The following is a 26,922-nucleotide window of genomic DNA, read 5'->3' as shown; positions in this document are numbered from 1 at the left end:
CAGCCCCTCAGCGACTACCGGTGTTCCCCGCATACGCGGGGATGATCCCGACTTGGGGCGCATTGTCAGGGCGCAACAGGGGTGTTCCCCGCATACGCGGGGATGATCCCTGGACGCGCAGAGCCGGCTCCAGGTGCTCATCGTGTTCCCCGCATACGCGGGGATGATCCCCAACGCCACCAACCCACCACTACCGGAAAGGAGTGTTCCCCGCATACGCGGGGATGATCCCGCGGCCACGTCGCCCGGCGACTGCCGACGGTCGTGTTCCCCGCATACGCGGGGATGATCCCAATCTGCAGGTGCCGCAGGAACGACGGGAGGAGTGTTCCCCGCATACGCGGGGATGATCCCCGTTGAGCAATTGGTCGTGCATCCTCGGCGAGGTGTTCCCCGCATACGCGGGGATGATCCTATTGTGGATACAGTGACACGTGAGCGTGTCGAGTGTTCCCCGCATACGCGGGGATGATCCTAGGCCATACTCCAGTGCGATTATGCACGGAAGGTGTTCCCCGCATACGCGGGGATGATCCTATCGTCGAATCAAATGGGATGATCACCATTAAGTGTTCCCCGCATACGCGGGGATGATCCTCGTGTCCGGGCCGAAGTCAGCCGCCCCACTCTGTGTTCCCCGCATACGCGGGGATGATCCTATCGCACACGGCGAGTACGCTAATAGCTTGCTGTGTTCCCCGCATACGCGGGGATGATCCTAATAGTGTGAGCGAGTGTGAGCTTGCGATTGAGTGTTCCCCGCATACGCGGGGATGATCCCACCTGATAAAGCTACGGCATTGCTCAATAAAAGTGTTCCCCGCATACGCGGGGATGATCCCGCGCACGTGAGCATGACGGTCACGCCCTCGGGGTGTTCCCCGCATACGCGGGGATGATCCCGCCTCGAGGGCTGCACAGGCCAAGGCCGCCGGGTGTTCCCCGCATACGCGGGGATGATCCCCCCTTGAGCGTGTCCCACAATGCGGACACGCCGTGTTCCCCGCATACGCGGGGATGATCCGGAGAAACCAACAACAATGTGAAAAACTGGCAAGTGTTCCCCGCATACGCGGGGATGATCCCGGCGTTCTTGATGTCCTTCGTGCGCTGCGCCTGTGTTCCCCGCATACGCGGGGATGATCCCCAGCGCCAGATGAGCACCATCAGCTTCTCCGCGTGTTCCCCGCATACGCGGGGATGATCCCGCGTTGCCGTCGATGACCATGGAGGCCACCATGTGTTCCCCGCATACGCGGGGATGATCCCTGCGCACCTTCGGCCCGTGGTGGAGCAAGACCGTGTTCCCCGCATACGCGGGGATGATCCCGCCACCACCAAGCGAGTGACGCGCACCGCCAGGTGTTCCCCGCATACGCGGGGATGATCCCGACGATCTGGGCGGCCTGTTTGTTGGCGGCGCGTGTTCCCCGCATACGCGGGGATGATCCCCAGCACGGCGCTCGCCGACGGAATGGAACATCGTGTTCCCCGCATACGCGGGGATGATCCCTGCCGGCTCGCACACCGATGGTGCAACCGCGTGTGTTCCCCGCATACGCGGGGATGATCCCGGCGTGATTCGATTCACGTTGACGGATGTGGCGTGTTCCCCGCATACGCGGGGATGATCCCCACCTATTTCGCGCATAGCCATTTGCCGCACAGTGTTCCCCGCATACGCGGGGATGATCCCATGCTGGTGGTGATGCCGGAGGGCATGATGACGTGTTCCCCGCATACGCGGGGATGATCCCTGGACCGACTGCCTGATTGAGAGCCTCGATGGGTGTTCCCCGCATACGCGGGGATGATCCCCAGCTTTATCACATGCTCCAGCTGGCCGCGGTGTGTTCCCCGCATACGCGGGGATGATCCCCGACACGTCTGCTCCTACGATCCACACACCAAGTGTTCCCCGCATACGCGGGGATGATCCTCATGGTCTGCGAGGAGTGCGGCCGCCGGTTCAGTGTTCCCCGCATACGCGGGGATGATCCCACACTCGCTCCGGGAGACGGCAAGGACGGGACGTGTTCCCCGCATACGCGGGGATGATCCCCGACACGTCTGCTCCTACGATCCACACACCAAGTGTTCCCCGCATACGCGGGGATGATCCTCATGGTCTGCGAGGAGTGCGGCCGCCGGTTCAGTGTTCCCCGCATACGCGGGGATGATCCCACACTCGCTCCGGGAGACGGCAAGGACGGGACGTGTTCCCCGCATACGCGGGGATGATCCCGCTAACGCTAATGCTATGACAAGCACTACAAAGTGTTCCCCGCATACGCGGGGATGATCCCATGGCACAATGTGGTGAGTTTGGACGTTACGTGTGTTCCCCGCATACGCGGGGATGATCCCGCACTTAAAGCATTGACGGCGGAAACACCAGAGTGTTCCCCGCATACGCGGGGATGATCCCGTCACGCTCATGCAATGCGACCGGTGCCAGGAGTGTTCCCCGCATACGCGGGGATGATCCCGACCCGTTCCGCCACACCAGCCATGACGACACGTGTTCCCCGCATACGCGGGGATGATCCCTCCCTGAGCTCGACATGCATGCTCCCGTCCGGGTGTTCCCCGCATACGCGGGGATGATCCCCGCGTCGGGTGACTCGCCACGCGTCGCCGGACGTGTTCCCCGCATACGCGGGGATGATCCCGAGAACGACTTCGAGCTCACCGTCAACCGGCTGTGTTCCCCGCATACGCGGGGATGATCCCTACGACGCCGCATCCACCAGTCCGGCCAGGAAGTGTTCCCCGCATACGCGGGGATGATCCCGCAATCGAGACTAATCATAATGACACATTGAGGTGTTCCCCGCATACGCGGGGATGATCCTTGGCCGGCCGCGCGGACGTGGACGGACTGGTCGTGTTCCCCGCATACGCGGGGATGATCCCATCGGCCGTCCCCTGACCCTCGCCGGCCTGGGGTGTTCCCCGCATACGCGGGGATGATCCCACATGGGCGTCGCTCGATCCGCGGGATCGGTCGTGTTCCCCGCATACGCGGGGATGATCCCGGCCGGCCAGGGGGATGTAGGGTTCGACCTCGGTGTTCCCCGCATACGCGGGGATGATCCCACCGAGGCCGGCCGCAACAACCAGTCGGCGCTGTGTTCCCCGCATACGCGGGGATGATCCCGTGACCCCGCCCTCGAACACGACCAGCCCGGTGTGTTCCCCGCATACGCGGGGATGATCCCTTCGACCTCACCCCCATCTGGGAGGACACCGAGTGTTCCCCGCATACGCGGGGATGATCCCTTCGACCTCACCCCCATCTGGGAGGACACCGAGTGTTCCCCGCATACGCGGGGATGATCCCGCGATGATCGACTCAATGCCCGCGGACAAGACGTGTTCCCCGCATACGCGGGGATGATCCCCCCCTGCCCTACTCACTTCTTGTGTCGGGGCTGTGTTCCCCGCATACGCGGGGATGATCCCCGCAAGGACTCGGCGAACGCATCCTCCCCGGCGTGTTCCCCGCATACGCGGGGATGATCCCGCCGTGTTGAACGCGACCCACCCCTCGGAATAGTGTTCCCCGCATACGCGGGGATGATCCCCATCCTCCCCGACATGGAGTTGGACGCCGCCAGTGTTCCCCGCATACGCGGGGATGATCCCCTGATCGGCGCGATCAGCCAGCAGAACAACGGGTGTTCCCCGCATACGCGGGGATGATCCCTACACGATGCTCGACAATCTGAAGCTCGGCTAGTGTTCCCCGCGTATGCGGGGATGATCCCCCGGCATGTCGCAATAATGCGACACTGTGAAGTGTTCCCCGCGTATGCGGGGATGATCCCTGCGGCCTCTGGGTCGCCCAGTACGCCAGCAAGTGTTCCCCGCGTATGCGGGGATGATCCCGCGAGGCCCGCAAGTTCGCCGACCGCGCACGTGTGTTCCCCGCGTATGTGGGGATGATCCCGGTTGGCTGGTCATCATCCGCGTGGAGGACGTGTGTTCCCCGCGTATGCGGGGATGATCCCAGGACGCAGCTTATGCACAACTGCAAATGAAGGTGTTCCCCGCGTATGCGGGGATGATCCCATCGATTCGACGCGGCGCATCCACTGCGCGTCGTGTTCCCCGCGTATGCGGGGATGATCCCGCGATCTGGTCGCCGGCGGCGGTCTCTCCCCAGTGTTCCCCGCGTATGCGGGGATGATCCCCGGCCGCCCCGCCATTGAGCCGGACGGAACGGGTGTTCCCCGCGTATGCGGGGATGATCCCCGGTCAAGGATTACGCGGAGGAGAAGATCCGCAGTGTTCCCCGCGTATGCGGGGATGATCTCGCGCAGGCCATGATGGGCGTCGGCATGCGGCAGGTGTTCCCCGCGTATGCGGGGATGATCCCGACGGACCGCATTGGAGGAGTCGTGACCGACGGTGTTCCCCGCGTATGCGGGGATGATCCCCTGCTGCGCCCTGGTGCCCGCCGGGAAAGGAAGTGTTCCCCGCGTATGCGGGGATGATCCCGCGTTGGCCCGGTGACGAGCGAACACGTCGCCGTGTTCCCCGCGTATGCGGGGATGATCCCGACGATTCGCACGGCTACTCGCAGCTGCATCGGTGTTCCCCGCGTATGCGGGGATGATCCCGATGAATTCAGGGAGACGGGCGGAACCACCAAGTGTTCCCCGCGTATGCGGGGATGATTCCGCCGTGCTCGGTCTGCTCTGAGCGGACAGCAGGTGTTCTCCATGTATGCGAAGTGGCTCTTTGCGGCATGATGCGACGGCTCTAACCGAGCAAGCTCACCGTCGGTGTGTGGGATGATATCAAATATGCGAAGAATGGCAGCATTTCATATGGCAAATGTCGCGCCCGACGGATCGACGTCATGCGCAAACACGACATCATCCACTCGCCGCTCATCATGTGTGCACCGGGAATGGGACCATCGGCTGGAACGGTGGCGGTACACATCTGCGTGGTTGCGGATGCCAGCTCCCAATCCATCGAATTCCCGATGCTTGGACGCCGGATGACTCCAAAGATGTGGGAATCGTCATACTGAGCGCTCTCGAGAACCGGAAACGCATCGAAGACGTGCTTGTCGGTGGATAGCGCAGATTCGTCATTGGTACCATTGACGGCATTGAGACAGGAGTCGAATTCATCAAAGCTGGAAATGCCCGGCCCGTTTCACCACCATCCACCCGATAGGAAAGGAGTAGCCATGTTGAAGTCCCTAGCTGACATCCAACTCGCCGAACGGCGCTATGACCAGCTCGCCCTTGCCTTGATCGCCTTCCTCAAGGCAAACAGGTATGACAATGACGCCGTCTATGCGCAGGAATTGTTCGATCATGACGGAGCGACCTATCCGATAGAAACCGGATTGGAAGTCATCATGGAGAACCATCTTGATCCCGCTCCGGCGTTGCCTCTATTCAATTTCCTATACAAGGATGACGACGTGTTCCGAGAGGACTACCGTGATTTCCATGACTACATCGGCCGATGGCGGTCGGAACATGAACAGCGATAAAGATTAGATTCATGAAGCCACTCATTCGAGTGGCTTTTCTCATATCCCACGAATTTCACGCCTACATTCCCGTGGGGGTGGGCGCAGCCATGTGTGGCATCGCAATAAGAATGGCCATCCACGTGCGGCGTCAGTGCGGAGAACGTCAAATGTTCCCTCGCGCGCGGGAATGGTTGGAGAAGATGCGGGATGCCGCGGAGGAGATCGGCATGTATGACCCCCGGGGGAGCGTATTCCGGTCCGGACGAGATGACTTTGAGACCGTGGATGGTCGATTCCATCAAGATGGAACGTGCGTGTCTTTCATTGGTGTAGAAGATTGCGGGGTATGGTGAATCCATGAACGCCGATGTCGTCTCCCTTCTGTTCTCGCCGAATGTTTTCTCCCGGGGAGAATCGTACTTTCATGAAGGTCGGGTTCGGTCCGTGGGCGCAATCGCTCCCGGCCTGTTCCATGGGGAGGTCGAGGGCGGAAGTCTCTATGACGTATTGGTGCGTATCGATGATGCTTCCATGCGGTGCACGGTCTCGTGCAGTTGTCCGTTTGCGGCGAAAGGCAAGCGTTGCAAGCACTCCGCAGCGGTGATGCTCGCCATCGGCGGCTCCGCGGATAATGGTGATGCGTCGCTTTCGCCCGCACAAGGTGGAGCGGATGTGGTGCTGGGAACATGGTTGGATGAATCGTGCCCCACACGTATGGATGTCTACGATGAGGTCCGTTCCCGACTCGCCTCATGGTATGGCGCCCATGGTCCGCTGCTGGTATGGGATGAGGCGGTCGTCGGGGAATGCACGGGAATGGCGGCTGTCACCACGTGCATGAGCGGACCGCGGTTTCCGGTTCTGTCCGAATCGCAGGCCGGGCGTATGACGGAGTCGTTCATCCAATCGTTTCTGGAGTCAGGCGATGCGCGTCGTGATGTCGGCGACGCGTTCGAAGGTGCGGATGTCGTTCTGGACAATGCGCTGGCGGCTGTGGATTACGGGCCGGCGTTGTCCAACCCGTTTCTCGTGATGCGCATCGTGGGAAGTTCTCTGGAATACGTCGGAGGCGATGGGGGAGCCCTCGAAGGGGAAGCCCTTGAGAGGAGCCTGGAGCATTTGGCGTGGAAGGTGAGACTGCTCGTGGAAAGAACGGTCGCCGATGAGTGTTCCGGAATGGGGACGCTTGCGACCACGGCCGCCGGCATCATGGACTTCCTCCGCGAGGGACCGGAGATATTGGGGGAGCAGCTCGGGGCCGCGCTGCTGTCTTTTTCAAGGAGACAAAGAACACGGCGGATCGCGGATGAGACGTTGGATGGATGGGAACATGCCATGAACGATGCGGCCGTGTCCCGGTGCTCGTCGCGTCTGTACTCGTACATGTGCCGACTCAGACATGACGATCTGTTGCTGGCCGGAGAATATGGGAGGGCGGCGGGATTCGAGTCAGACCATATGGACGATGAGGCGATGGCGTGGCTTGCGGCGACGAGATTCCTGCTGGAGGATTCGCCCGATCGAGCATGGGAGGTGGTGGCCCGCTATCCGGCGACGAGTCGAGGCTCGCAGGTGGATTCACGCCCAATCAAGTCATCGCCTTGCGGTTGGACGGAGCTGTCGGTGGCACTCGCCCGACGGCGTGGCGATCGGGACGCATTGGAACGATTGAGATGCGTTGCGATGAAAGGAGCGATGGCATGACGATGGACGATGACGAACTGTCCCTGTCCGATGGCGCACGCCTGTTGTGGGGCAAGACGGACCGGCTCGATGGCAGTCGTTGGCTGCCGTTGTATGTGCATATGGCCGATTCGATTGGCATGGCAGAACGGCTTTGGGACCATTGGATTCCGGACGGCACCAAGGCCGTTCTCGTCCGTGATGTCGCCGACGAATCATTGGCCCGGCGGGCATACCTGTTGTTGGCCGGTGCGCATGACATCGGCAAGGGGACCCCCGTGTTCCAATCCAAGCCGATACGGTTCGACTTGTCTGCCGACGGATCGCCTTCGTCTCTGGCTTGGCTGCCGGAACGGGCGGGGTTGCCGATCCGTGATTTCTCCGACCCGAACCATCCATCCCATCCGATTGCCGGACAGGCCGTTCTCGAACGGCATCTGACCACGGCATACGGGTGGTCATCGGACGTCGCGAAATCATACGGCAGCGTGGTCGGCGGTCATCACGGCACCCCGCCTGACGGTCATCGGCTGGACGAGGCCCGACTTGGTGAGCCGCTTCGCATGGGATGGGACGATGCGGCGAAGGGCCGGTGGGAACCGGTGCAGCGTGAGCTGCTGGAATTCGTGATTCGACGCGTCGGTTTGTCTCCTGACGACATGGCTCGATTGGGGGAACGACGGTTGGAGGCATCGTCCGAGGCGCTGCTGACGGGCGCGGTGATCATGGCCGATTGGATGGCGAGCAACAGCGATGAGGACATGTTCCCTCTGATCGCCGTTCCGGGCACGTTGAATGGATTCGGCGAGACGCAGGACGACGACGTGCGTTCCTGGAACGGTCTGCGCCGTCGTGCCGATCGGGCGTGGCGCAATCTGCACCTGTGCGAACCGTGGCGTCCCGTCGCCAATGACCTACGTATGGACGCTCCCGTGTTGGATGAATGGTTCCGGAACCGTTTCTCCCTGCCGCAGGGAGCCTCTCCAAGACCGGTGCAGCGCGAGGCCGTGACGATCGCCGCGCGAACCGACAATCCCGGACTGATGATCATCGAGGCGCCGATGGGTGAGGGAAAGACCGAGGCGGCGCTCGCCGCGGCGGAACTACTCGCGCAACGCTCCGGTTGTGGAGGTGTATGCATCGCATTGCCCACCATGGCGACCACCGACGCGATGTTCGGCAGGGCGCACGCATGGATCGACGCCCTGCCGATGGAACCCGGGGCGGATGGGAAAACCGTGTGGCTCGCACACGGGAAGGCACAACTCAACGAAGAGTTCCGGGGCATCATCGCCGCCTCGCGGAACATGGCGTCAGCCTGGTCATCCATAGACATGGGCGAGGAGAAGACGTGGCGTGACGCGGCGTCCCCCGAAACGGTCGTGTCCGAGTGGATGTGGGGACGCAAGAAAGGCGTACTCGCCAACTTTCTGGTCTGCACCGTCGACCAGGTGCTCATGGGAGCCCTGCAGATGAAGCACGTCGTATTGCGGCAGCTGGCGCTCGCCAACAAAGTGGTCGTCATCGACGAATGCCACGCCTACGACGCGTACATGCAGGAGTATCTGAAGCGGATCCTCGAATGGCTGGGAGGGTTCCGTACGCCGGTCATCCTGTTGTCCGCCACGCTACCGGAGCGACAGCGCAAGGAGATGGCGGAGGCTTATCTGCGTGGGCGGGAGAGCGGCGGCCGGGCGAACGTTCCTTCCCTGACGCAGGATGGAGAGGCCAAACGTCCGGCCCGATACAGGCGTCGTTCGCGCAGCCGATCAGGCGTCGTAGCGTCGAACGTCAACACGGCGGACCGTGGCTCGTCGGTAGTCGCGGCGTCTGACTCCGGTACTTCCTACGACGAGGCGTATCCGCTGATCACCTATTCCTCAGGTGGTCGGCTGCGGATGCAGGCCGTCGAACCGTCCGGCAGGGCGTTGCGCGTGACGTGCCGGGTGATGCCGGATGACGATGACTCCCTGACGGCGCTGCTCGATGGTTTGCTGCGGGATGGAGGCTGCATCGGAGTCATTTGTGATACGGTCCCTCGTGCGCAGCACGTGGCGGCGTTGCTGTCCGAACGATACGGCGATGAGCATATCCGTTTGACGCATGCCAGATTCATGGACATGGATCGTATGGATAACGAGCGTGAGCTGCGTGAATTGCTCGGGCCACGAAGCACTTTGGCGAACGGGCGGCGCCCCGAACGGCTGATCGTCGTCGGCACGCAGGTGCTCGAGCAGTCGTTGGACATCGATTTCGATGCGTTGGTCACCGACATCGCTCCGGTCGACTTGCTCATGCAGCGGCTGGGACGTGTGCATCGTCACATGCGCGGGGCGGGTCAGCAGGACAGGCCCATGTCGCTTCGCGCCGCATCCTGCCATATACGCGGCATCGCCGAATGGGATGCAGGAATCCCCCGGTTCGATGGTGGCGTGCGGACCGTCTATGAGGAGGCCACGCTGCTGGAGACGTTGGGCGTGCTGGGATTGGATGCTCCGGGGACATCGATGGAGGCGTCCCTGCCCGAAGACATCGCGTCCACCGTGCGACGGGCGTACGGCGAACGCGCGGAAGAGACGATTCCCGAGGCATGGCACGAGTCGTATGCGAAGGCCGTCGCCTCGCGTGCGGATACGCAGGCGAAGAAGCGCGACCGCGCGCGGCATTATCGCATCAAGTCGTTGCGGGACATGACCGGTGAGGAGGAGACCCTTGTCGACTGGTTCAAGACCGCGGCGATCGATGATGCCGATGACGACAAAGGGCAGCGCGCGGTGCGCGACACGCAGGAGACGGTCGAGGTCATGCTGCTGCGTCGCTGTGGTGGCTCCGTTCGTTTGCTGCCGTGGGTGGGGGATAAGCGGCATGGCATTGAACTCGGTGCCGAAGTGCCGACGGATTCGGTTCCGGACGATCGTCTGGCTTTGCTTATCTCCCAATGTTCCGTGCGTCTCCCGATCGCGATGGGCGGATATGGAGGTAAAGGCATCGACGTGCTCATCAAGGAGTTGGAGCTCGGGTGCGTTGACGAGACGATGATGTGGAGGGATTCGCCGTGGCTCGCGGGGAAGCTCGCCGTCTTTCTCGAGGAAGAAGCGGATGGCGGTCTCAGGACTTCGCTGAATGGTTTCGTCGTCCGATACGACCGTCGTGCCGGGTTGTCCGCGGAACGTGAGGCCGAGGCCAAGAGGTAGGTCGTCGCCGCCGAGGAAGATAGAATCGTCCCCTCCAACGGGGATGACCCAGCGAATGGGCGAGATTATGTGTGGTTCCTCATCGATATGGGGATATGTGTACATCATCTCGCTCATTCGCGTTGACATATGTATGAGGATGAGTTATTCTTAGCCGTATCGCAACCAGCCCGAGGAGTCGTCATCGAAGACGGCGGGAAGGATCGGTGGAATACCATGACCGACGATTCTCATGTAAGAGGATTCAACCTTCTTGATGAGCCTTGGATGCCGTGTGTGTTTTCGGATGGCGGTATTAGGGAACTGTCCATACGTGACGTTTTCCGTGATGCCCCGCGTATCCGTTCAATCTCCGGCGATCTCCCGCAGCAGACCGTGCCGCTGGAACGCCTGTTGCTGGCGATTCTGTATTGCGCGTACTGCGATCCGGAAGCCGGCCGTGGGCGGATAAGGGACCTATGGAGCGGGTTGTGGGAAGACGGGGCATTCGATATGGTTCCTCTCGAAGACTACTTCGACGAGTTCCATGACCGATTCTGCCTGCTCGATCCGGAGCGCCCGTTCTATCAGGTTCCCGGACTGGCATACGGCGGCAAGAAGGAGTACGACCCCATCAGCGAGATGATCGCGGACGTGCCGAAACCGGACAAGTTCCTGTTCTCCATGCGGTCGGCCGAATCGCTGGAATCCATCGATCTCGCCCAAGCGGCCCGTTGGCTCGTGTTCCTGCAGGCGTACGACACCGCCGGCATCAAGACGCCGGTGGTCGGCAACACGCATGTCAACAAAGGGAAGGTGTACGCGCCCAAAGGCATGGCGGGCACCGGATGGCTGGGTGTCCTGGGGCCGGTGACGGTCGAGGGAGACAACCTGTTCCGCACGCTGATGCTGAACTGGTGCCTGTACGATGCCGGGAACAATTCGGTGAGGATGTTCGGCAACGAGGATGACCTGCCTCCATGGGAGTTCGAGGAGTCGCCGGGCCCCGATATTACGGTGCGCACATCGTTCACCGGCCCGGTGGACGCGCTGACGTTCCAGTCCCGGCGGTTGCGGCTGGTACCGAATGAGGACGGCAGCCGCGTCATCGGCATCGTGAACTGCTATGGCGACGTCATCGCGCCATACAACACCGACGAATGCGAGAAGATGACGGCTTGGCGTCTCAGTGTGCCGCAGCAGAAGAAACTCGGCCTGTCCTCCCCGCCGCTCATGCCGGTCACCCATGATGCAGGCAAAGCGCTTTGGCGTGGCCTGGCCCCTATGGTCGCGGTGGGCGAATCGGATCTGCGTCCCGGCGTCATCCGATGGGTCGAGGAGTTGCAACGCGAAGGCTGTCTGGACGAAGGTTCCCACCTGCTGTCGGTGTTCTCCATCCATGCTCAGGGCATGACCTATGGCACCCAGAGCAGCGTGTATGAGACCGGGATCGATGACGTACTGCAGTTGCCGTTGGCCTTCTCCCGTAAGGATTACGCGGCGATCGGAGCCGCCGTGCATGTCATCGGCAAGACACGTGAAGCCGTGGACGTCATGCTGACGAACTACGTGCATAATCTGCGGGCGGCAGCCGGGGACCGTATGGCCGGAGGGCGTTCGCAAGCGGCTTCGGAACGTATCCGTGAAGACGCCTATGCGCGTCTCGACGGACTGTTCCGCGATCGGCTGGTCGGATTCACCCCGGACAAAGACTATGAAACCTACCGTGACGAATGGCTCGACGACGTGCACCGCATGTTGCTCGCCATCGGAAGCGATTACCTGTCCGACAGCAGCGTATCGGCGTTTGACGAGCATGACACAGGCCGCATGGGCATGATGACCGCCGCTCGTGCGCGGCTGCTGTTCCTGGGCGGTCTGAACAAGACCTTGGGCAGATTGCCCGCGGATGCCGCAGCGGACAAGAAAGGAGCATGACGATGAGACGATACTTCTCCCGTGACGTGGCGGGGAAACTAGGGTACTTCGTCAATCGCAGAATCTTCAAACTCCAGAACGAGTACACCAAACGGGACGGAGGGACACCGGAATCCCGTGCCGCGCTCGCCAGGCTGCGGCGGGATCTCGACGGAGGCGCCCCCGCGTGGATGTCGATTGGCATGGATTTGTTCGAGGACTGGCCGCGTGCCCTGCCCTCCGCCGAAGAGGATCCGGCTGTGTTTCGTGCGGCGAAAGCCACATTGGAACTGTACGCGCTCCATCAGCAATCCAGAAGAAACGGCGTCGCGCAGGGGACGGAGGATGCGGGGGAAAACCGTATGACCTTCGGCCGCGCCTGCAGGCTCATCAACCCCGATACGGAACATGCGAACGGTGTGAAACACCGTCTAAAGGCCGTTGAAGCCTCTCCGGACTTCAATGGCATGGTGCGCAACGTGCGCTCGCTGATCATGCTGATGCGGGCTGCTGGTGACGGGGCGATTACGCTTGACTATCGCTCTCTCGCACAGGATCTTTACCAGATTCAGTTCCCGGACTACCGCAGCGAGGTATTCATGCGCTGGAGCATGGACTATTCCTCCGACCCGGCGCGACCGCGACGTTCCTGAATCCGTGCAGCCGGACCTCTGCCGGAAGCTGCTCTCCATCCGAAGCCCGCACAACGATCACTGGAAACCCATGAAGGAAGGACCACTCATCATGTTCATCGACCTGTACGACCTGCAGAACGTGCCGCCGAGCAACATCAACCGCGACGACACCGGCAGCCCGAAGACCGCGCATTACGGCGGCACGCTGCGCGCGCGTGTCTCGTCGCAGGCGTGGAAGCGCGCCATACGTGAAATGTTCAAGAAGCTGCTGGACTCCAACCGGCTCGGCGTGCGCACCAAGGGTGCGGTCTCGCTGATCCGCGACGCGATCGTCGCCAAGAGGCCCGATCTCGTCGATGACGCGGAGACGTTGGCGAAATGCGCGTTGGCCGCGACCGGTGTCGATGTCAAGGAATCGGATCGTGCAGGCAAGGACAAGGGCACCTTGGCCACGGGGTATCTGATCTTCATCGCGTACCGTGAAATCGAACAGCTGGCTGACGTGGCAATCAGATGGCATGATTCCGGAATCGACGTATCAGGCAAACCGTCCGCCGCGATGAAGAAGGAGGTCGGAGCGGTGTTCCACGGCGTCCAGGCCGTCGACATCGCCTTGTTCGGACGCATGCTCGCCGATGCCCCCGACCTCAACACCGACGCCTCGGCGCAGGTTGCCCACGCAATCTCCGTGGACACGATCACCCCCGAATACGATTACTTCACCGCCGTCGACGATTGCGCTTCGGACGACAACGCCGGTGCCGCCATGATCGACACCGTCGGATTCAACTCGTCCACGCTGTACCGTTACGCGACGTTGGACATCGACTCGCTGTACGAGCAGCTGCGGGACGTGACGGCCACCGTCGCAGGCGCCGCGGCGTTCGTCGAGGCGTTCATCCGCTCCATGCCGACCGGCAAGCAGAACGCCTTCGCCAACCGCACGTTGCCGGGAACCTGCGTGGTGATGCTGCGGGACACCCAGCCGATCAACGTCGTGGACGCCTTCGAGGATCCCGTCCGAGTCGAGGCCGGATTGTCGATTTCCCGTCAGGCCGCCGTACGACTCGGCCGCAAACTCAAGCTCGTGCAGGACGCCTATGGCGAGCAGCCGGTGCAGGCATGGAACATCACCACGGACGAACCGGTCGACGAACTGGACGAGGTGAGCGCGCACGTGACGTTCCCCGCTCTGCGATCCGAACTGAAGGAAGCCCTGACGCAGGCGCTGTCCGGCCGGGAGTGACCATGAGCGTATTGTTGTTGCAGCTCGCGGGGCCATTGCAGTCCTGGGGCGATTCATCACGGTTCGTGCGCAGGGAGACCCGCACCGAGCCGACGAAAAGCGGGGTGATCGGACTGCTGGCCTGCGCGCAGGGACGTGTCCGCGAGGACCCGATCGAGGATCTGCTGGGCCTGTCGTTCGGCGTGCGCGTCGAGCAACGCGGGCGAATCATAACGGATTTCCAGACGGAGAAATCCCTGACCCGGAAACGCAATTCCCGTGAATATGAGAAGACCATGCCGTTGACCTACCGGTACTATCTGGCCGATGCACGGTTCCTGGTCGCACTGGGAGCGGAGCGATCCGTGCTCGAAGCGCTCGACCAGGCGCTGCGGTCGCCCCGATGGCCACTGTACCTGGGCAGGCGGTCCTGCCCACCAGCGTTCCCCGTCACCTTGGGCATCCACGATGAGTATGACGATGTCCGTCAGGCGTTGGAACGGGAGCCGTGGCGTGCCTCGGCATGGTATCGGCGCCGGTACCCGGGCCAGACGTTGGAGATCGTATGCGACGCGTCCGAGGACGAGCCGTCCGCGACGCAGGCCGACCTGCCGGTGACGTTCAGCCAGACGGACCGGCGATATGCAGGACGGGCAGTCCACCGCTACCGGATCGACAATCCCGGAACCGGGGGAGGCAGGCAAAAGACGGCGAAACGGAACGCGCCCGACGTCCCGCCGACCTTCGACGCCACCGGTGCCGACGACCCCATGAATTTCGCATAGGAGCCCACCATCATGTTCATTTCACGTGTGCCATTGAACATGGCCAGAGAAGGCGCGAGACAGCTGATCGCGTCGCCGTACCGCACCCATGCCGCGGTCGAGAGCGCATTCCCTCCCGATGCGGTCCGCGACGGCGAAGAAGGCCGCATCCTGTGGCGGTTGGACAACCTGACGCAGGACCACAGCATCTGGCTGTACGTGGTCAGTCCGGAAGCCCCCGATCTCACACATATCGTCGAACAGGCCGGATGGCCGATGCATGTGCAGTGGGAGAGCAAGGACTACGCACCGTTGTTGTCGCGCATCGCGGTCGGACAACACTGGCGGTTCCGCCTGCGGGCGAATCCGGTGCGCAGAGCCCGCGTCGACAAAGGCCGCAAGCCCAAGGCGAACGGTGAAGGCGTCGTCGGCAAACTCCAGGGCCATGTCACCGTCAGCCAGCAGCGCGACTGGCTGGTCTCCCGTGCGCAGGCGCATGGCTTCGCCCTTCTTCCCGACGACAACGGCGACCCCTCGGTGATCGTCAGCCAGCGTCACCGGGAAAGGTTCACACGCGAAGGTCGGACGGTGACCTTGACCACCGCGGTGTTCGACGGCAGGCTCGTGGTGACCGACGCCGACCTGTTCCGTCATGCGCTCTGCCATGGCATCGGCCGGGCGAAGGGGTTCGGATGCGGCCTGCTGACCGTGGCCCCCATCCGGGAGCCGCAGGCATGAGCACCGGGCGACGGGTTCCCGGCACTCCGCCTCCCGAACTCGGCGAACTCGTGCGCGCCGAGGACCGTCTCTCGTTCGCATACTTCGAACACTGCGTGATCAACCGGGCGGACAATGCCATCACCGTCACCGATGAGACGGGGACGATGCATGTCCCCGCGGCGACGTTGAGCGTGCTGATGCTGGGGCCGGGGGCATCGGTCACCCACCCGGCGATGACGGTAATCGGGGAGAACGGCGCCACCGTGATCTGGGTGGGGGAACGCGGCGTGCGCATGTACGCGTTCGGCAAGCCCCTGACCCATTCATCCACGCTCCTGCAGCAGCAGGCGCGAATGGTGTCGAACACAAGATTGCGACTCGCGGTGGCACGGAGGATGTACCAGATGCGCTTCCCCGACGAGGACGTCAGCCGGCTGACCATGCAGCAGCTGCGTGGACGCGAGGGGGCGCGTGTCCGCCGCGTATACCTCGAATGCTCGGCGCGCACCGGTGTGGTATGGGACAAACGGACGTACGACCATGACGATTTCGAAGCGGGCAACGAGATCAACAAGGCCCTCTCCGCGGCGCACACTTGCCTGTACGGATTGGCCCATGCCGCGATTGTCGCGCTCGGATGCTCCCCCGGTCTGGGATTCGTGCACGTCGGTCACGAACGGTCGTTCGTCTACGACATCGCGGACCTGTACAAGGCGGAACTGTCCATTCCGGTCGCGTTCGAAACGGCTGCGGCGCAGCCGGACGACATCGGCTCCGCCACGCGCCGGCGGATGAGGGATGCCGTCTACGATCTGTCGATCATGAAACGCATGGTGCGCGATATCCGTGGTCTGCTCACGGAAGGGCTTCCCGCCGATGACGAGCCTGGAGAGGGCCATGTGGGTCTATGGGACGGCAAGGACGGCGAAGTGGCGGCCGGCGTCTCCTACGGGGCCGATGAGTTCATGGACGATGACGAATGGTGATGCCGTGAGGAGGCGGTCATAATGGTCGTAATAGTGCTGACGGCGTGCCCCACAGGGCTGCGCGGGGATCTGACCCGGTGGCTGTTGGAGATATCCGCCGGCGTATTCGTCGGCCATGTGAGCGCGAAGGTGCGTGACCGTCTCTGGGAACGGATCGTCGACCTGATTCGCGACGGTCGCGCGATCATGGTGTATTCCGCGCGGAACGAGCAGCACTTCGCCTTCCGCGTGCATCACGCCGATTGGATTCCCGAGGATCGTGACGGGTTGGAGCTCATCAAGCGCCCCGCGAACCGGCGGCAGACCGACAACGGCCCGCGGCGGACCGGGTGGAGTAACGCCAGCAAATGGAGGGCCTCGCGAAAATACGGCTGAGAACCGCGGTGAATGGATAAGATGGCGTAAAGTATCATGCAGCCGTCAATGAAGTGCTATGAAGGAGCAGCAACAATGCCGAATCGAGCGGAACGTCGCGCCAAGGCCAAGGCCGATCGCAGGGGAGTGCCTTCCCAGTATGATGCCACGCGCGGCCGCGGCCGTGCCGGAATGATCGACGAATACCAGCTGCAGGAGCGTTCCCGCAGGCTGCAGGAAGGCGAGAGCTTGGGACCGTGGAAGCCGAGCGGCGGACCGGTCGCTGAGACCGACACCACGATGACCACCAATCCGAACTACCGCAATCCGAAGGCGTTCAAGGCGCCGCATTCGGTGCGCCAGTGGTTCCGCGTGGGCAGCTGGACGCTCATCGCCCTGTCCATCATCGCGTTCTTCGTGGTCATGTGGCTGCCGACCGCCGTGCGTCCCATGTGGCTGATCATCACCGTGTCCGCCGTGTTCATCGTCGGCGTGGTGAGCCTGTTCTTCACCGCCGGTGATTCGAAGCACAATCCGAACCTCGACGAGAACGGCACCGCGGTCTGATTTCGGCGTCGAAACCATGAACACACGCGAAACGCACGACGGAAGTCGTGCGTTTTCCGTATATCGTGCCGTAAAGTTGGTTGTGCTTGAGTTTTCCGGATGGAAAGAGAGGTAGCAGACCAATGAAGGTTGACATTCTGACCCGCGAATACCCGCCGCACGTCTACGGTGGCGCAGGCGTGCACGCCGAGGAGCTGTCCAAGGTGCTCGCCGAGCGCGTGGACGTTACCGTGCGCGCGTTCGATGGCCCCCGCACCGAAGCGGACATCCCCGCCATCCCGAACGCCGCCGAGGCGAAGGGCTCCCTCAAGGTCGTCGGCTATGACACGCCCGCCGAGCTGAAGGACGCGAACCCCGCGTTGAAGACCTTCGGCGTCGACCTGCAGATCGCCAACGACGTGGACGCCGACATCGTGCACGCGCATACCTGGTATGCCTGCCTCGCCGGCTACGCGGCCAAGATGCTGCACGGCACGCCGCTCGTCATCACCGCGCACTCGCTCGAGCCGTTCCGCCCATGGAAGCGCGAGCAACTCGGCGGCGGCTACAACCTGAGCTCCTGGGCCGAGAAGGACGCCTACGAGCACGCCGATCGTGTCATCGCCGTGTCCGGCGGCATGCGCGAGGACATCCTCACCGCCTACCCGAACCTCGATCCGGACAAGGTCGTCGTCGTGTACAACGGCATCACCATGTCCGAATTCGCCACCCCGGCGGACGACGATCCGGGTTGGAAGGTGTTCGAGCGTTACCACATCGACCGCAGCAAGCCGACCCTGCTGTTCGTCGGGCGCATCACCCGTCAGAAGGGCCTGCCGTACCTGCTCAAGGCGCTGCATTTCGTCGATCCGGGCATCCAGGTCGTGCTGTGCGCCGGTGCTCCCGACACCCCGGAGATCATGGAGGAGGTCAAGAACTCTTTCGCCGAGCTCGACGAGAAGCGCGGCAACATCATCTGGATCGAGGAGATGCTGCCGAAGAACGAGCTCTCCGCGCTGGAGCACGGCTGCGACGCGTTCATCTGCCCGTCCATCTACGAGCCGCTCGGCATCGTCAACCTCGAGGCCATGGCGTGCGGCCTGCCGGTCGTCGCCTCCGCCACCGGCGGCATCCCCGAGGTCGTCGTCGACGGCGAGACCGGCTACCTCGTGCCGATCGACCAGCTGCGCGACGGCACCGGCACCCCCACGGACCCGGACAAGTTCGTGCACGACATGGCCGACGCGATCAACAAGGTCATGGCCGACCCGGAGCTCGCGAAGAAGATGGGCCAGGCCGGCTACGAGCGCGCCCGCGACGTGTTCAGCTGGGAGTCCATCGCCGACGCCACCGTCAAGGTCTACGAGGACGTCCTCGCCGAACAGAAGTAAGACCATCAAAGGCCTCCCTCCGATGAGGGAGGCGGCACGCGAAGCGTGACGGAGGGAGAGATTGCGGCGCTCAACGGGAGCCCGCATCTCTCCCTCGGCTTTCCATACTTGACGGCTCCCCGTTCGCGGGAGCCGGTTTTTCATTCATTGAGGAGATCCGCATGACCGACAACGTCGTACTCCAACTCGAAAACGTCGAATTCCGCCGCAACCGCCGCGTCATCATCACCGACGTGAACCTGACGATCCGCGCGGGGGAGCGGTGGGTGTTGTTCGGACCGAACGGCATCGGCAAATCCACGGCCGTCGGCATGCTCGCCACGCGCACGTTCCCGTCCGAGGGCCGCGTGTTCATCCTCGGCCACCAACTCGGCAAATACGACGTGTTCAAGCTGCGCACACGCATCGGCCTCGCCTCCGCCGACCTGGGCCGCCAGTTCCCCGAATTCGAGGATCCACTCGACGCGGTCGTGACCGGCTTGAGCGCCGTGACCGGCCGTTGGCGTGATACGTACACCGAAGCCGAATACGAGCGCGCCCGCGGCCTGCTGCGCGACTTCCGCGTGAGCTACCTCGAAGGCAAGGAGATGTGGCGGCTCTCGGAGGGCGAACGCACGCGCGTGCTCATCGCGAGGGCGCTCATGGGCGACCCGGAGCTGCTCATCATGGACGAGCCGACCACCGGTCTCGACCTGGGCGGCCGCGAACAGGTGATGCGCACGCTGAGCCGCATCGGCGAGGAGAACTCCGACCGCGCGGTCGTGCTCGTCACGCACCGTCTGGAGGAGATCCCCGCCGGATTCGACCACATCGCCATCATGGGCAGGAAGCCGATCCCCGCCGAGGACGCGACCGAGGATGGCGTCGACTCGATGGGCAACCCCGGCGCCGGCACCATCGTCTACACCGGCCCGCTCGAGCAGGGCCTGACCGACGAACGCCTCTCCGACCTGTTCGGCATGCCCATCGAAGTCGAACGCTCCCACAACCGCTGGGCCGCCTACGCGGTGTGAGAAGGAGCTGCGTTTCATTCGTACTCCTAGATTGTTCCCCGTTTGACGACGATGAAGGGGGGCGATGCACACTGACATGTTGAGGTAACTAGGTGCGAGCCCCGAGCTCTCATGGTTTGCTGGAGCCTTCGCACTCTAAGATCAATAAATCGGGCGAGTAGAATTCGTGTTTCATTGTGGTTTGAGAAATGAATAGTGTTGCATCCTCGTGCAATCTGGAGGCAGACGCTGATTTCTGAAATCTGGTGGTAAAATATTTACGGGAATGGGCGCTTGATGTTCATAATGCGGCTATCGAATGTCCATATCCGCCGTCGCTCCCCACTCGGGGAGCGTGGATTGAAATAGGATGACCGACCGCACCACCACCGGGCGCGGCGTCGCTCCCCACTCGGGGAGCGTGAAATGACTGTTTCATCATTTATGGGCATCGCCCAGTTGCATGGGACGAAAACGATACAGAGCTCTGTATCTCTGGTTGTCCGTCGGATTTCCGGATGCTCAATATGCTGCATGAGATTAGGGGAATACGGTTGTTGCACAATGTGAAAGATTCCCGACTGTCCAGAGAAGCCGCCGTACCGCCCGTGATTGGCGTCCCCGCGTGTATCATCGTGCTCTATGAGTGAGACCGAACCGAAGTTCCGTTACAACGCCGCTCTGGCGCAGGACATCGAAAACAAATGGCAGAAGAAGTGGGATGAGGAGGGCACCTTCTGGGCCGCCAACGTCTCCGGCGATCTGAAGGACGGCAAGGGCCGCAACGCTGAGGGGCGCCCCTCCTACTTCGCGATGGACATGTTCCCCTACCCGTCCGGCAAGGGCCTGCACGTGGGCCACCCGCTCGGCTACCTCGCCTCCGACGTGGTGTCCCGCTACCACCGCATGAAGGGCGAGAACGTGCTGCACGCCATGGGCTACGACGCCTTCGGCCTGCCCGCCGAGCAGTACGCCGTCCAGACCGGCCAGCATCCGCGCATCACCACCGAGCAGAACATCGCGAACATGTCGCGCCAGCTGCACCGCATGGGCCTGAGCTTCGACGACCGCCGCACCTTCGCGACCATCGACCCCGGCTACGTGCGCTGGACCCAGTGGATCTTCTCTCGCATCTACGACTCCTGGTACGACGAGGACGCCACGAACCCGTCCGGCACGAAGGGCTCCGCCCGCCCGATTTCCGAGCTCGTCGCCAAGTTCGAGAACGGCGAGAAGACCATCCCGGGCCACGAGACGGACGGCAAGGCATGGGGCGACCTCACCGAGGCCGAACAACAGGACATCCTCAACGACTTCCGCCTCGCCTACATCTCCAAGTCCCCGGTGAACTGGTGCCCGGGCCTGGGCACCGTGCTTGCCAACGAGGAGGTCACCGCCGAAGGCAAGTCCGAGCGCGGCAACTTCCCGGTCTTCCAGCGTGAGCTGCGCCAGTGGTCGATGCGCATCACCAAGTACGGCCACCGCCTCATCGAGGACCTCGACGGCATCGACTGGCCGGAGAAGGTCAAGCTCATGCAGCGCAACTGGATCGGCGAAAGCCACGGCGCCTCCGTGCACTTCCAGGTCGAGACCCCGAACGGCACGCGCGACATGGAGATCTACACCACGCGTCCGGACACCCTGTTCGGCACCACGTTCGCCGTCGTCTCCCCGGAACACCACCTGCTCGAGGACGTGCCCGCCGAATGGCCGGCCGAAACCCCCGAGGTTTGGAAGGGCGGCTACGCCACCCCGGTCGAGGCCGTGAAGGCGTACCGTCTCGCCGCCGAATCGAAGACCGCGAAGGACCGCGTCGACGAGGCCGGCGAGAAGACCGGCCTGTTCACCGGCCTGTACGCCGTCAACCCGATCACCGGCGCGAAGCTGCCGCTGTTCACCGCCGACTACGTGCTCATGGACTACGGCACCGGCGCGATCATGGCCGTACCGGGTGGCGACCAGCGCGACTACGATTTCGCCGTCAAGTTCGGCCTGCCGGTCATCTACACCGTCAAGCCATTGCCGGAATCCGGCGACGACCTCGCGAACTACGAGGGCAAGGCGCCGTTCGTCTCCCACGACGGCATCGTCATCAACTCCTCCGTCGAAGCGACCAAGGCGAAGGGCGACGCGCTCTCCCTCGACGGCCTTCGCGTCGACGACGCTATCGCCAAGGTGAACGCATGGCTGGAATCCGCGGGCGTCGGCAAGGGCACCGTCTCCTACCGTCTGCGCGACTGGCTGTTCTCCCGCCAGCGCTACTGGGGCGAACCGTTCCCGATCGTCTACGGCGAGGACGGCACCCCGCACCTGCTGCCCGACTCCGCGCTGCCCATCAACCTGCCGGACGTGCCCGACTACCAGCCGCGCACCTTCGACCCGATGGACGCCGAATCCAACCCCGAGGCGCCGCTGAGCCGCAACGAGGACTGGGTGAAGGTCGAGCTCGATCTGGGCGACGGCGTGAAGACCTACTATCGCGACACGAACACGATGCCGAACTGGGCCGGCTCCTGCTGGTACTACATGCGCTACATCGACCCGACCGACACGGCCCACATGGTCGAGAAGGACGAGTTCGACTACTGGATGGGTCCGAACCACAACAAGTACTCGGGCGACGAAGGTGGCGTGGACCTGTACATCGGCGGCGTCGAGCACGCGGTGCTCCACCTGCTGTATTCGCGTTTCTGGCACAAGATCCTCTTCGACCTCGGCTACGTGGATTCCGCCGAACCGTTCCACAAGCTGTTCAACCAGGGCATGATCCAGGCGTACGCCTACACCGACGACCGCGGCCAGTACGTGCCGGCCGACGAGGTCGTGGAGGGCCCGGCCGACGAGAACGGCGAACCCACGTTCACCTGGAACGGCGAGCACGCGAACCGCGAGTTCGGCAAGATGGGCAAGAGCCTCAAGAACATCATCACGCCGGACTACATGTACGAGAACTACGGCGCGGACACGTTCCGCCTGTACGAGATGAGCATGGGCCCGCTGGACGAGTCCCGTCCGTGGAACACGCGCAACGTGGTCGGCGGCATGCGTTTCCTGCAGCGCCTGTGGCGCAACGTGGTCGACGAGACCACCGGCGAGGCGCATGTGAGCGAGGACGCGCCGGACGTGAAGACTTTGAAGCTCCTCAACAACACGATCGCCGAGGTGACCGTGGAGATGGAGAACATGCGTCCGAACACGGCCATCGCCAAGCTCATCGTGCTCAACAACCACCTGACGTCCCTCAAGGCCGTGCCGCGCTCCGCCGTCGAGCCGCTGATCCTCATGCTCGCCCCGATCGCCCCGCACATCTGCGAGGAGATGTGGCAGCGCCTCGGCCACGCCGAGTCCCTGTCCGCCGCGCCGTGGCCGGTCGCCGACGACAAGTACGTCGGCCAGGACACGGTCACCGCGGTCGTGCAGATCAAGGGCAAGGTGCGCGCCAAGCTCGAGGTCTCCCCGGACATCGATCCGGCCGAGCTGGAGAAGCTCGCGCTCGAAGCCGTCGCCGCCCGTCTCGGCGGCAAAGAACCGCGCAAGGTGATCGTCAAGGCCCCGAAGATCGTCTCGATCGTCCCGGCCGAATGATTCCGCCCGTGTCGTCCGCGTCTCGCGTTCCCGTGCGACGCGGACGACACACGATAATTAGACACTCGCCGCGGCAAATGTGAAGAACTCCAGGGGCTCTATCCACATTCACCGCAGCGTTGGACTCGACGCCCATGCCTCATCCACAGTGGAGGCATGGGCGTTCGTCATAGTGGAAACGGAAACGGCCGCGCACGGCACGGCGGATACGGCATCGTCGACGGTATCGGAGGAGACGGTGCCGTCGGTTTCGATGATGCCGTCGGACGCGATGGCATCATCGGATGCGGTGGCGCGGCCGGATACGATGCGGTGGAGACGCCGACCGCGTATGACGCGTACGATGTCTGTCCGTCGTACGGCGGGTACCCGGCTTCCACGGTGCCGCCGGTCCCGCTGCCTCCCGCCGCAACGGCGGCGGCAGCGGAATCGGAGACATCGGTGGAACCGGCAGCCGTTCCGGACGCCGTAACCGTTCCGCCACCGGCAGCCGTTCCGGACTCCGCTGCACGACCGAAAGCCGTGCTTTCGGAACTGTCCGGCGTGCGCGGAGGCGACAGGGACGAGCATTTCGCCGATCGCGCCCGCCATGGTAGACCACGATTGCGGTTCGGTGCCACGCAGGCGCTGGCGATGATTCTCATCATGGTGATGGCCACCTGCGCGAGCCTTACCCTGCTCATCCGGCAGGCCGTGAACTATGCGGCGATCGAAGCGGCGTCCGCCACGTCCGCCGTCGCTTCGGGCGGCGTGACGGAAGGCGACGACGTCGGGGGAGCGACGTCGGGCGGTACTGCGGCGGGTGACGAGACGCCAGAGGGCGATGCGTCGCAGTCTGGAGACGGTATGGCGGCCGGCTCCGGCACGATGCCGGGGCAAGCACAGGCGCAACCACCGCAACCGGCCGATACCCGCGTCGACCTGAACACGGCAACGTTGGAACAGCTTGATGCGATACCCGGCATCGGTCCGGTCACCGCGCAGAAGATTCTCGACCATCGTGCGGCGATCGGACGATTCGGCAGCGTCGACCAGCTGCTCGACGTGCCCGGCATCGGCGCGAAGACGTTGGAGAAAATCAGGCCGGAGGTGAAGGTCTGATGGGTGGACGGTTGGAGCGTGGCAGTGACGATCGGCGACTGCTGCCCGTCGCCATCGTCCTGTGGGCGTCCTGTTTGGGCGCGCACGGGTTGTTCTCCCGGTGCATGGCGCTGTTCGCCGGTGCGGGCTCCGGGGAATCAGACGGATCGATGGCGCCGATCGTCGCCGTATGCGTCGTGACGATCGGTGTGCTTCTCGTATGGATTGTGGCGGAGCGGTGCGCGTGTCAGGGAATCGGCCGCGTTACGGTCGTCGTCTGCGTGGGAGCGTTCCTGCTGGGGGCCGTCACGACATGGGCCGCGGAATCGGCCGTATGGTTCGATTCTGCGATGACGCGCGCACGAGACGGCCCCGCCAGGGTCGTGGTACGACTGCGTGTCGTCGAGCCGGTCGAAACGTCGTCCATGCGTGACGCCGACTGTCAGGCGGAGACACGTCTTGTCGCGATGGACGACGGCGTCGTTTCGACACGATCGCATGCGCGAGTACGGCTTCTTGCGTCGGGCTCCGATTGCGGACGACTGCACCGTGGCGCCGGCTATGAGGCGAGCGGAGAACTGCGGGAGGCGGAACTCGGCGTGACGCCGCTCTGGTTGACCGTCTCCGAAGATGATGATGAGGCAGTGGCCGATGCCGGGATTCCCGGTTCGATATCGGACATGTCGGGCATACGCATGACCGAACGCCAGCCATTGTTCGACGGTTGGCGCGAGCGTGTGCAGGAATCATTCTTCCAAGCGACCGACGGTCTCGATGATTCGGGGCGCATACTTGTGCCCGGACTCACCATGGGGTTTCTCGGGCAGGACCATGTGGGCGTCCCTGAATCAAGTTCGGCTGCGGATTCCGATTCGATCGACGAGACGTATGCAGGCCGGTTGGAGGACTGCTTCCGCCGTGCCGGGATCATGCACCTCATGGCCGTGTCCGGCGGACACTTCGTCATCGTCGCCGCGCTGATCCGCAGAGTGGGCGCGTACCTGCTCATGCCCCGGCAGATGGTCGCATGCATGACCGTCGTGTCCACGACGCTGATGGCGGCGATGATGGCTCCCGGCGACAGCGTCACCCGCGCATTGGTCATGGGGTGGCTCTCCGCCGCGGCGCTGTTCGTCGGACGACGCGCGCAGGCGTTGAGCGCGCTATGCGTCACCTCGATCATCATGCTGCTGACGAATCCCGCCTTGGCGTGGAGTTTCGGATTCGCCTTGTCCTGCGCCGCCGTACTCGGCATCATCCTCATGGCGCGCCCCATGGCCGGCGCCATGGCGTTGCTGTTGCCCGACTCCCTTGCCGATGCGATAGCCATGACCGTCGCCGCGCAGATGGCGACATTGCCGATCCAGGTGCTGATGGAACCGCAGCTGCCGGTCTGGTCGGTGCTCGCGAACATCCTCGTCACGCCCGTGGTCGCCTTCTCCACGATGACTGGGCTCGCAGGGCTTGCACTCGCATGGGTGAACATGGATGCGGCGCGTCTATGCGCATGGCTTTCCTCATGGGGTACGCGGATCATGGAGCAGGTCGCGATACGTCTGGGGGATGGGAATCAGGCGACGATTCCATGGATGGAGGGAGTGACAGGTGCGTTTGTGCTTGCCGCGGTGGAAGCGGCGATGGTGATCGGCGCCAAGTTGGTCCGACGATGGATTTCGCCGCCGCCCGGAGCCCATATGCTGCTCGGCGAACCCTTCACCAGCAATCCCCGGAACCGGCTTCGCCTTTGGTGGATGGACACCCACCATATGATCAGTAAACTCACCTGGTAGCGGCGTCGGATGCTTGGCGGGCGTTTGCTTGGCTCCTCTGTGGAGGGGGCTCCCGGCTGTGCCGGGTGGGGGAGAGTGTGCTCCCCTGTGAGGGGGAGCTGCCCGCCGGGGGCGGGCTGAGGGGGTTGTCGGGTTGTGGTTGTGGGGTGTCGTGTTGGTGAATGGGGTGGTTGGTTTGGTTGAATTCCTGTGACACGCCGGCTGGTGGTGGTTTTTGGTGGTGTGGTGGTGTGTCGGGTGGGGTTATGATGTGGTTGTCGGGTTTGTCGGGCCTGTTTTCGACACGCCGTGGGAACGCCGTCGTTGCAACGTTTCGGGCGTGGTTTTCGCATGCTGGTTTGCGGTGTGGCGTGGGTTGGTGTATGTTTTTCTCTTGCTGCCGGTCGGCTTCTGGTTCTTTCCTTTGTGTGGTTGGTTTCCGGGTTGCTTGGCTGTGTGTGGTGGTTTGAGAACTCAAGAGTGTGTTGTACTACTTACTTCTTTATAGTCAATGATTGCCAGTCCGATTCCCGCTCGTTTTCGAGTACCCGGGGGGGTTTGATGGGGGTCGGGGTTTTTGTGCGAACGTCCTTCCTTATAGG

Annotated in this window: 15 protein-coding genes, 1 pseudogene and 1 CRISPR repeat array (1 of these 17 only partly in view); all 16 genes and pseudogenes read left to right on the top strand. The window is 63.1% G+C overall.

The annotated features are described in order from the left end of the window. Positions 1-4,686: direct repeats of the CRISPR family, unit length 29 nt; unit sequence GTGTTCCCCGCATACGCGGGGATGATCCC (it extends 529 nt beyond the left edge of the window). Between the two features lie 520 nt (positions 4,687-5,206). The 16 genes and pseudogenes from AC1AYP_RS05095 (at position 5,207) to AC1AYP_RS05020 (ending at position 26,341) form a co-directional block, all read left to right on the top strand. Next, a complete protein-coding gene (locus tag AC1AYP_RS05095; RefSeq protein WP_476547048.1) occupies positions 5,207-5,518 on the top strand; it encodes a hypothetical protein in 312 nt (103 codons plus the stop codon). A gap of 339 nt (positions 5,519-5,857) precedes the next feature. After that, the gene (locus tag AC1AYP_RS05090; RefSeq protein ID WP_476547046.1) at positions 5,858-7,204 is read left to right on the top strand and encodes an SWIM zinc finger family protein; all 1,347 of its coding nucleotides are present in this window, start codon (positions 5,858-5,860) and stop codon (positions 7,202-7,204) included. Further along, the gene (locus tag AC1AYP_RS05085) at positions 7,201-10,377 is read left to right on the top strand and encodes a CRISPR-associated endonuclease Cas3'' (protein WP_476547044.1); all 3,177 of its coding nucleotides are present in this window, start codon (positions 7,201-7,203) and stop codon (positions 10,375-10,377) included. The genes AC1AYP_RS05090 and AC1AYP_RS05085 overlap by 4 nt, the downstream gene beginning before the upstream one ends. A 216-nt stretch (positions 10,378-10,593) precedes the next feature. After that, positions 10,594-12,294 carry a type I-E CRISPR-associated protein Cse1/CasA gene (gene casA / locus AC1AYP_RS05080; RefSeq protein WP_476547042.1) on the top strand — a complete coding sequence of 567 codons (1,701 nt, stop codon included), beginning with the start codon at positions 10,594-10,596 and terminating at the stop codon, positions 12,292-12,294. Positions 12,295-12,296: 2 nt separating this feature from the next. After that, a complete protein-coding gene (gene casB, locus AC1AYP_RS05075; protein WP_476547040.1) occupies positions 12,297-12,926 on the top strand; it encodes a type I-E CRISPR-associated protein Cse2/CasB in 630 nt (209 codons plus the stop codon). A 70-nt stretch (positions 12,927-12,996) separates the two neighbouring features. Then, the gene (gene cas7e / locus AC1AYP_RS05070; protein WP_476547038.1) at positions 12,997-14,154 is read left to right on the top strand and encodes a type I-E CRISPR-associated protein Cas7/Cse4/CasC; all 1,158 of its coding nucleotides are present in this window, start codon (positions 12,997-12,999) and stop codon (positions 14,152-14,154) included. Between the two features lie 2 nt (positions 14,155-14,156). Continuing rightward, on the top strand, positions 14,157-14,918 hold the full coding sequence (gene cas5e, locus AC1AYP_RS05065) for a type I-E CRISPR-associated protein Cas5/CasD (RefSeq protein ID WP_476547036.1): 762 nt from the start codon (positions 14,157-14,159) through the stop codon (positions 14,916-14,918). A 12-nt stretch (positions 14,919-14,930) separates the two neighbouring features. Beyond that, positions 14,931-15,635: a type I-E CRISPR-associated protein Cas6/Cse3/CasE gene (gene cas6e, locus AC1AYP_RS05060; RefSeq protein WP_476547034.1), complete on the top strand. Its 705-nt coding sequence runs from the start codon at positions 14,931-14,933 to the stop codon at positions 15,633-15,635. Further along, the gene (cas1e, locus tag AC1AYP_RS05055; RefSeq protein ID WP_476547033.1) at positions 15,632-16,603 is read left to right on the top strand and encodes a type I-E CRISPR-associated endonuclease Cas1e; all 972 of its coding nucleotides are present in this window, start codon (positions 15,632-15,634) and stop codon (positions 16,601-16,603) included. The genes cas6e and cas1e overlap by 4 nt, the downstream gene beginning before the upstream one ends. Before the next feature lie 21 nt (positions 16,604-16,624). Beyond that, on the top strand, positions 16,625-16,978 hold the full coding sequence (cas2e, locus tag AC1AYP_RS05050; RefSeq protein WP_476547031.1) for a type I-E CRISPR-associated endoribonuclease Cas2e: 354 nt from the start codon (positions 16,625-16,627) through the stop codon (positions 16,976-16,978). 75 nt (positions 16,979-17,053) lie between these two features. Beyond that, positions 17,054-17,524 (top strand): tripartite tricarboxylate transporter TctB family protein, encoded by a 471-nt coding sequence (locus tag AC1AYP_RS05045; RefSeq protein ID WP_476547029.1) that lies wholly within the window; start codon positions 17,054-17,056, stop codon positions 17,522-17,524. A gap of 122 nt (positions 17,525-17,646) precedes the next feature. Then, positions 17,647-18,894, top strand: coding sequence for a glycogen synthase (gene glgA, locus AC1AYP_RS05040; protein WP_476547027.1), 1,248 nt, complete (start codon positions 17,647-17,649; stop codon positions 18,892-18,894). 161 nt (positions 18,895-19,055) lie between these two features. After that, complete coding sequence (locus AC1AYP_RS05035; protein ID WP_476547025.1) at positions 19,056-19,907, top strand: ABC transporter ATP-binding protein; 852 nt, start codon at positions 19,056-19,058, stop codon at positions 19,905-19,907. 621 nt (positions 19,908-20,528) lie between these two features. After that, positions 20,529-23,471 carry a leucine--tRNA ligase gene (gene leuS / locus AC1AYP_RS05030; RefSeq protein ID WP_476547023.1) on the top strand — a complete coding sequence of 981 codons (2,943 nt, stop codon included), beginning with the start codon at positions 20,529-20,531 and terminating at the stop codon, positions 23,469-23,471. Positions 23,472-24,371: 900 nt separating this feature from the next. Next, a pseudogene (locus AC1AYP_RS05025) lies at positions 24,372-24,572 on the top strand (ComEA family DNA-binding protein); the annotation flags it as partial. 104 nt (positions 24,573-24,676) lie between these two features. After that, positions 24,677-26,341: a ComEC/Rec2 family competence protein gene (locus AC1AYP_RS05020; protein ID WP_476547021.1), complete on the top strand. Its 1,665-nt coding sequence runs from the start codon at positions 24,677-24,679 to the stop codon at positions 26,339-26,341. The last annotated feature ends 581 nt before the right edge of the window (positions 26,342-26,922 follow it).

The organism is Bifidobacterium sp. LH_424 (assembly GCF_056356895.1).
The sequence above is the reverse complement of the archived record's forward strand: the minus strand, read 5'-3'. Positions and strand labels throughout refer to the sequence as shown.

Bases quoted from the DNA above. Each gene is read 5' to 3' on its own strand.
- AC1AYP_RS05095 (WP_476547048.1), top strand. From the start codon at position 5,207: ATGTTGAAGTCCCTAGCTGACATCCAACTCGCCGAACGGCGCTATGAC.
- AC1AYP_RS05090 (WP_476547046.1), top strand. From the start codon at position 5,858: ATGAACGCCGATGTCGTCTCCCTTCTGTTCTCGCCGAATGTTTTCTCC.
- AC1AYP_RS05085 (WP_476547044.1), top strand. From the start codon at position 7,201: ATGACGATGGACGATGACGAACTGTCCCTGTCCGATGGCGCACGCCTG.
- casA (WP_476547042.1), top strand. From the start codon at position 10,594: ATGACCGACGATTCTCATGTAAGAGGATTCAACCTTCTTGATGAGCCT.
- casB (WP_476547040.1), top strand. From the start codon at position 12,297: ATGAGACGATACTTCTCCCGTGACGTGGCGGGGAAACTAGGGTACTTC.
- cas7e (WP_476547038.1), top strand. From the start codon at position 12,997: ATGAAGGAAGGACCACTCATCATGTTCATCGACCTGTACGACCTGCAG.
- cas5e (WP_476547036.1), top strand. From the start codon at position 14,157: ATGAGCGTATTGTTGTTGCAGCTCGCGGGGCCATTGCAGTCCTGGGGC.
- cas6e (WP_476547034.1), top strand. From the start codon at position 14,931: ATGTTCATTTCACGTGTGCCATTGAACATGGCCAGAGAAGGCGCGAGA.
- cas1e (WP_476547033.1), top strand. From the start codon at position 15,632: ATGAGCACCGGGCGACGGGTTCCCGGCACTCCGCCTCCCGAACTCGGC.
- cas2e (WP_476547031.1), top strand. From the start codon at position 16,625: ATGGTCGTAATAGTGCTGACGGCGTGCCCCACAGGGCTGCGCGGGGAT.
- AC1AYP_RS05045 (WP_476547029.1), top strand. From the start codon at position 17,054: ATGCCGAATCGAGCGGAACGTCGCGCCAAGGCCAAGGCCGATCGCAGG.
- glgA (WP_476547027.1), top strand. From the start codon at position 17,647: ATGAAGGTTGACATTCTGACCCGCGAATACCCGCCGCACGTCTACGGT.
- AC1AYP_RS05035 (WP_476547025.1), top strand. From the start codon at position 19,056: ATGACCGACAACGTCGTACTCCAACTCGAAAACGTCGAATTCCGCCGC.
- leuS (WP_476547023.1), top strand. From the start codon at position 20,529: ATGAGTGAGACCGAACCGAAGTTCCGTTACAACGCCGCTCTGGCGCAG.
- AC1AYP_RS05020 (WP_476547021.1), top strand. From the start codon at position 24,677: ATGGCGCTGTTCGCCGGTGCGGGCTCCGGGGAATCAGACGGATCGATG.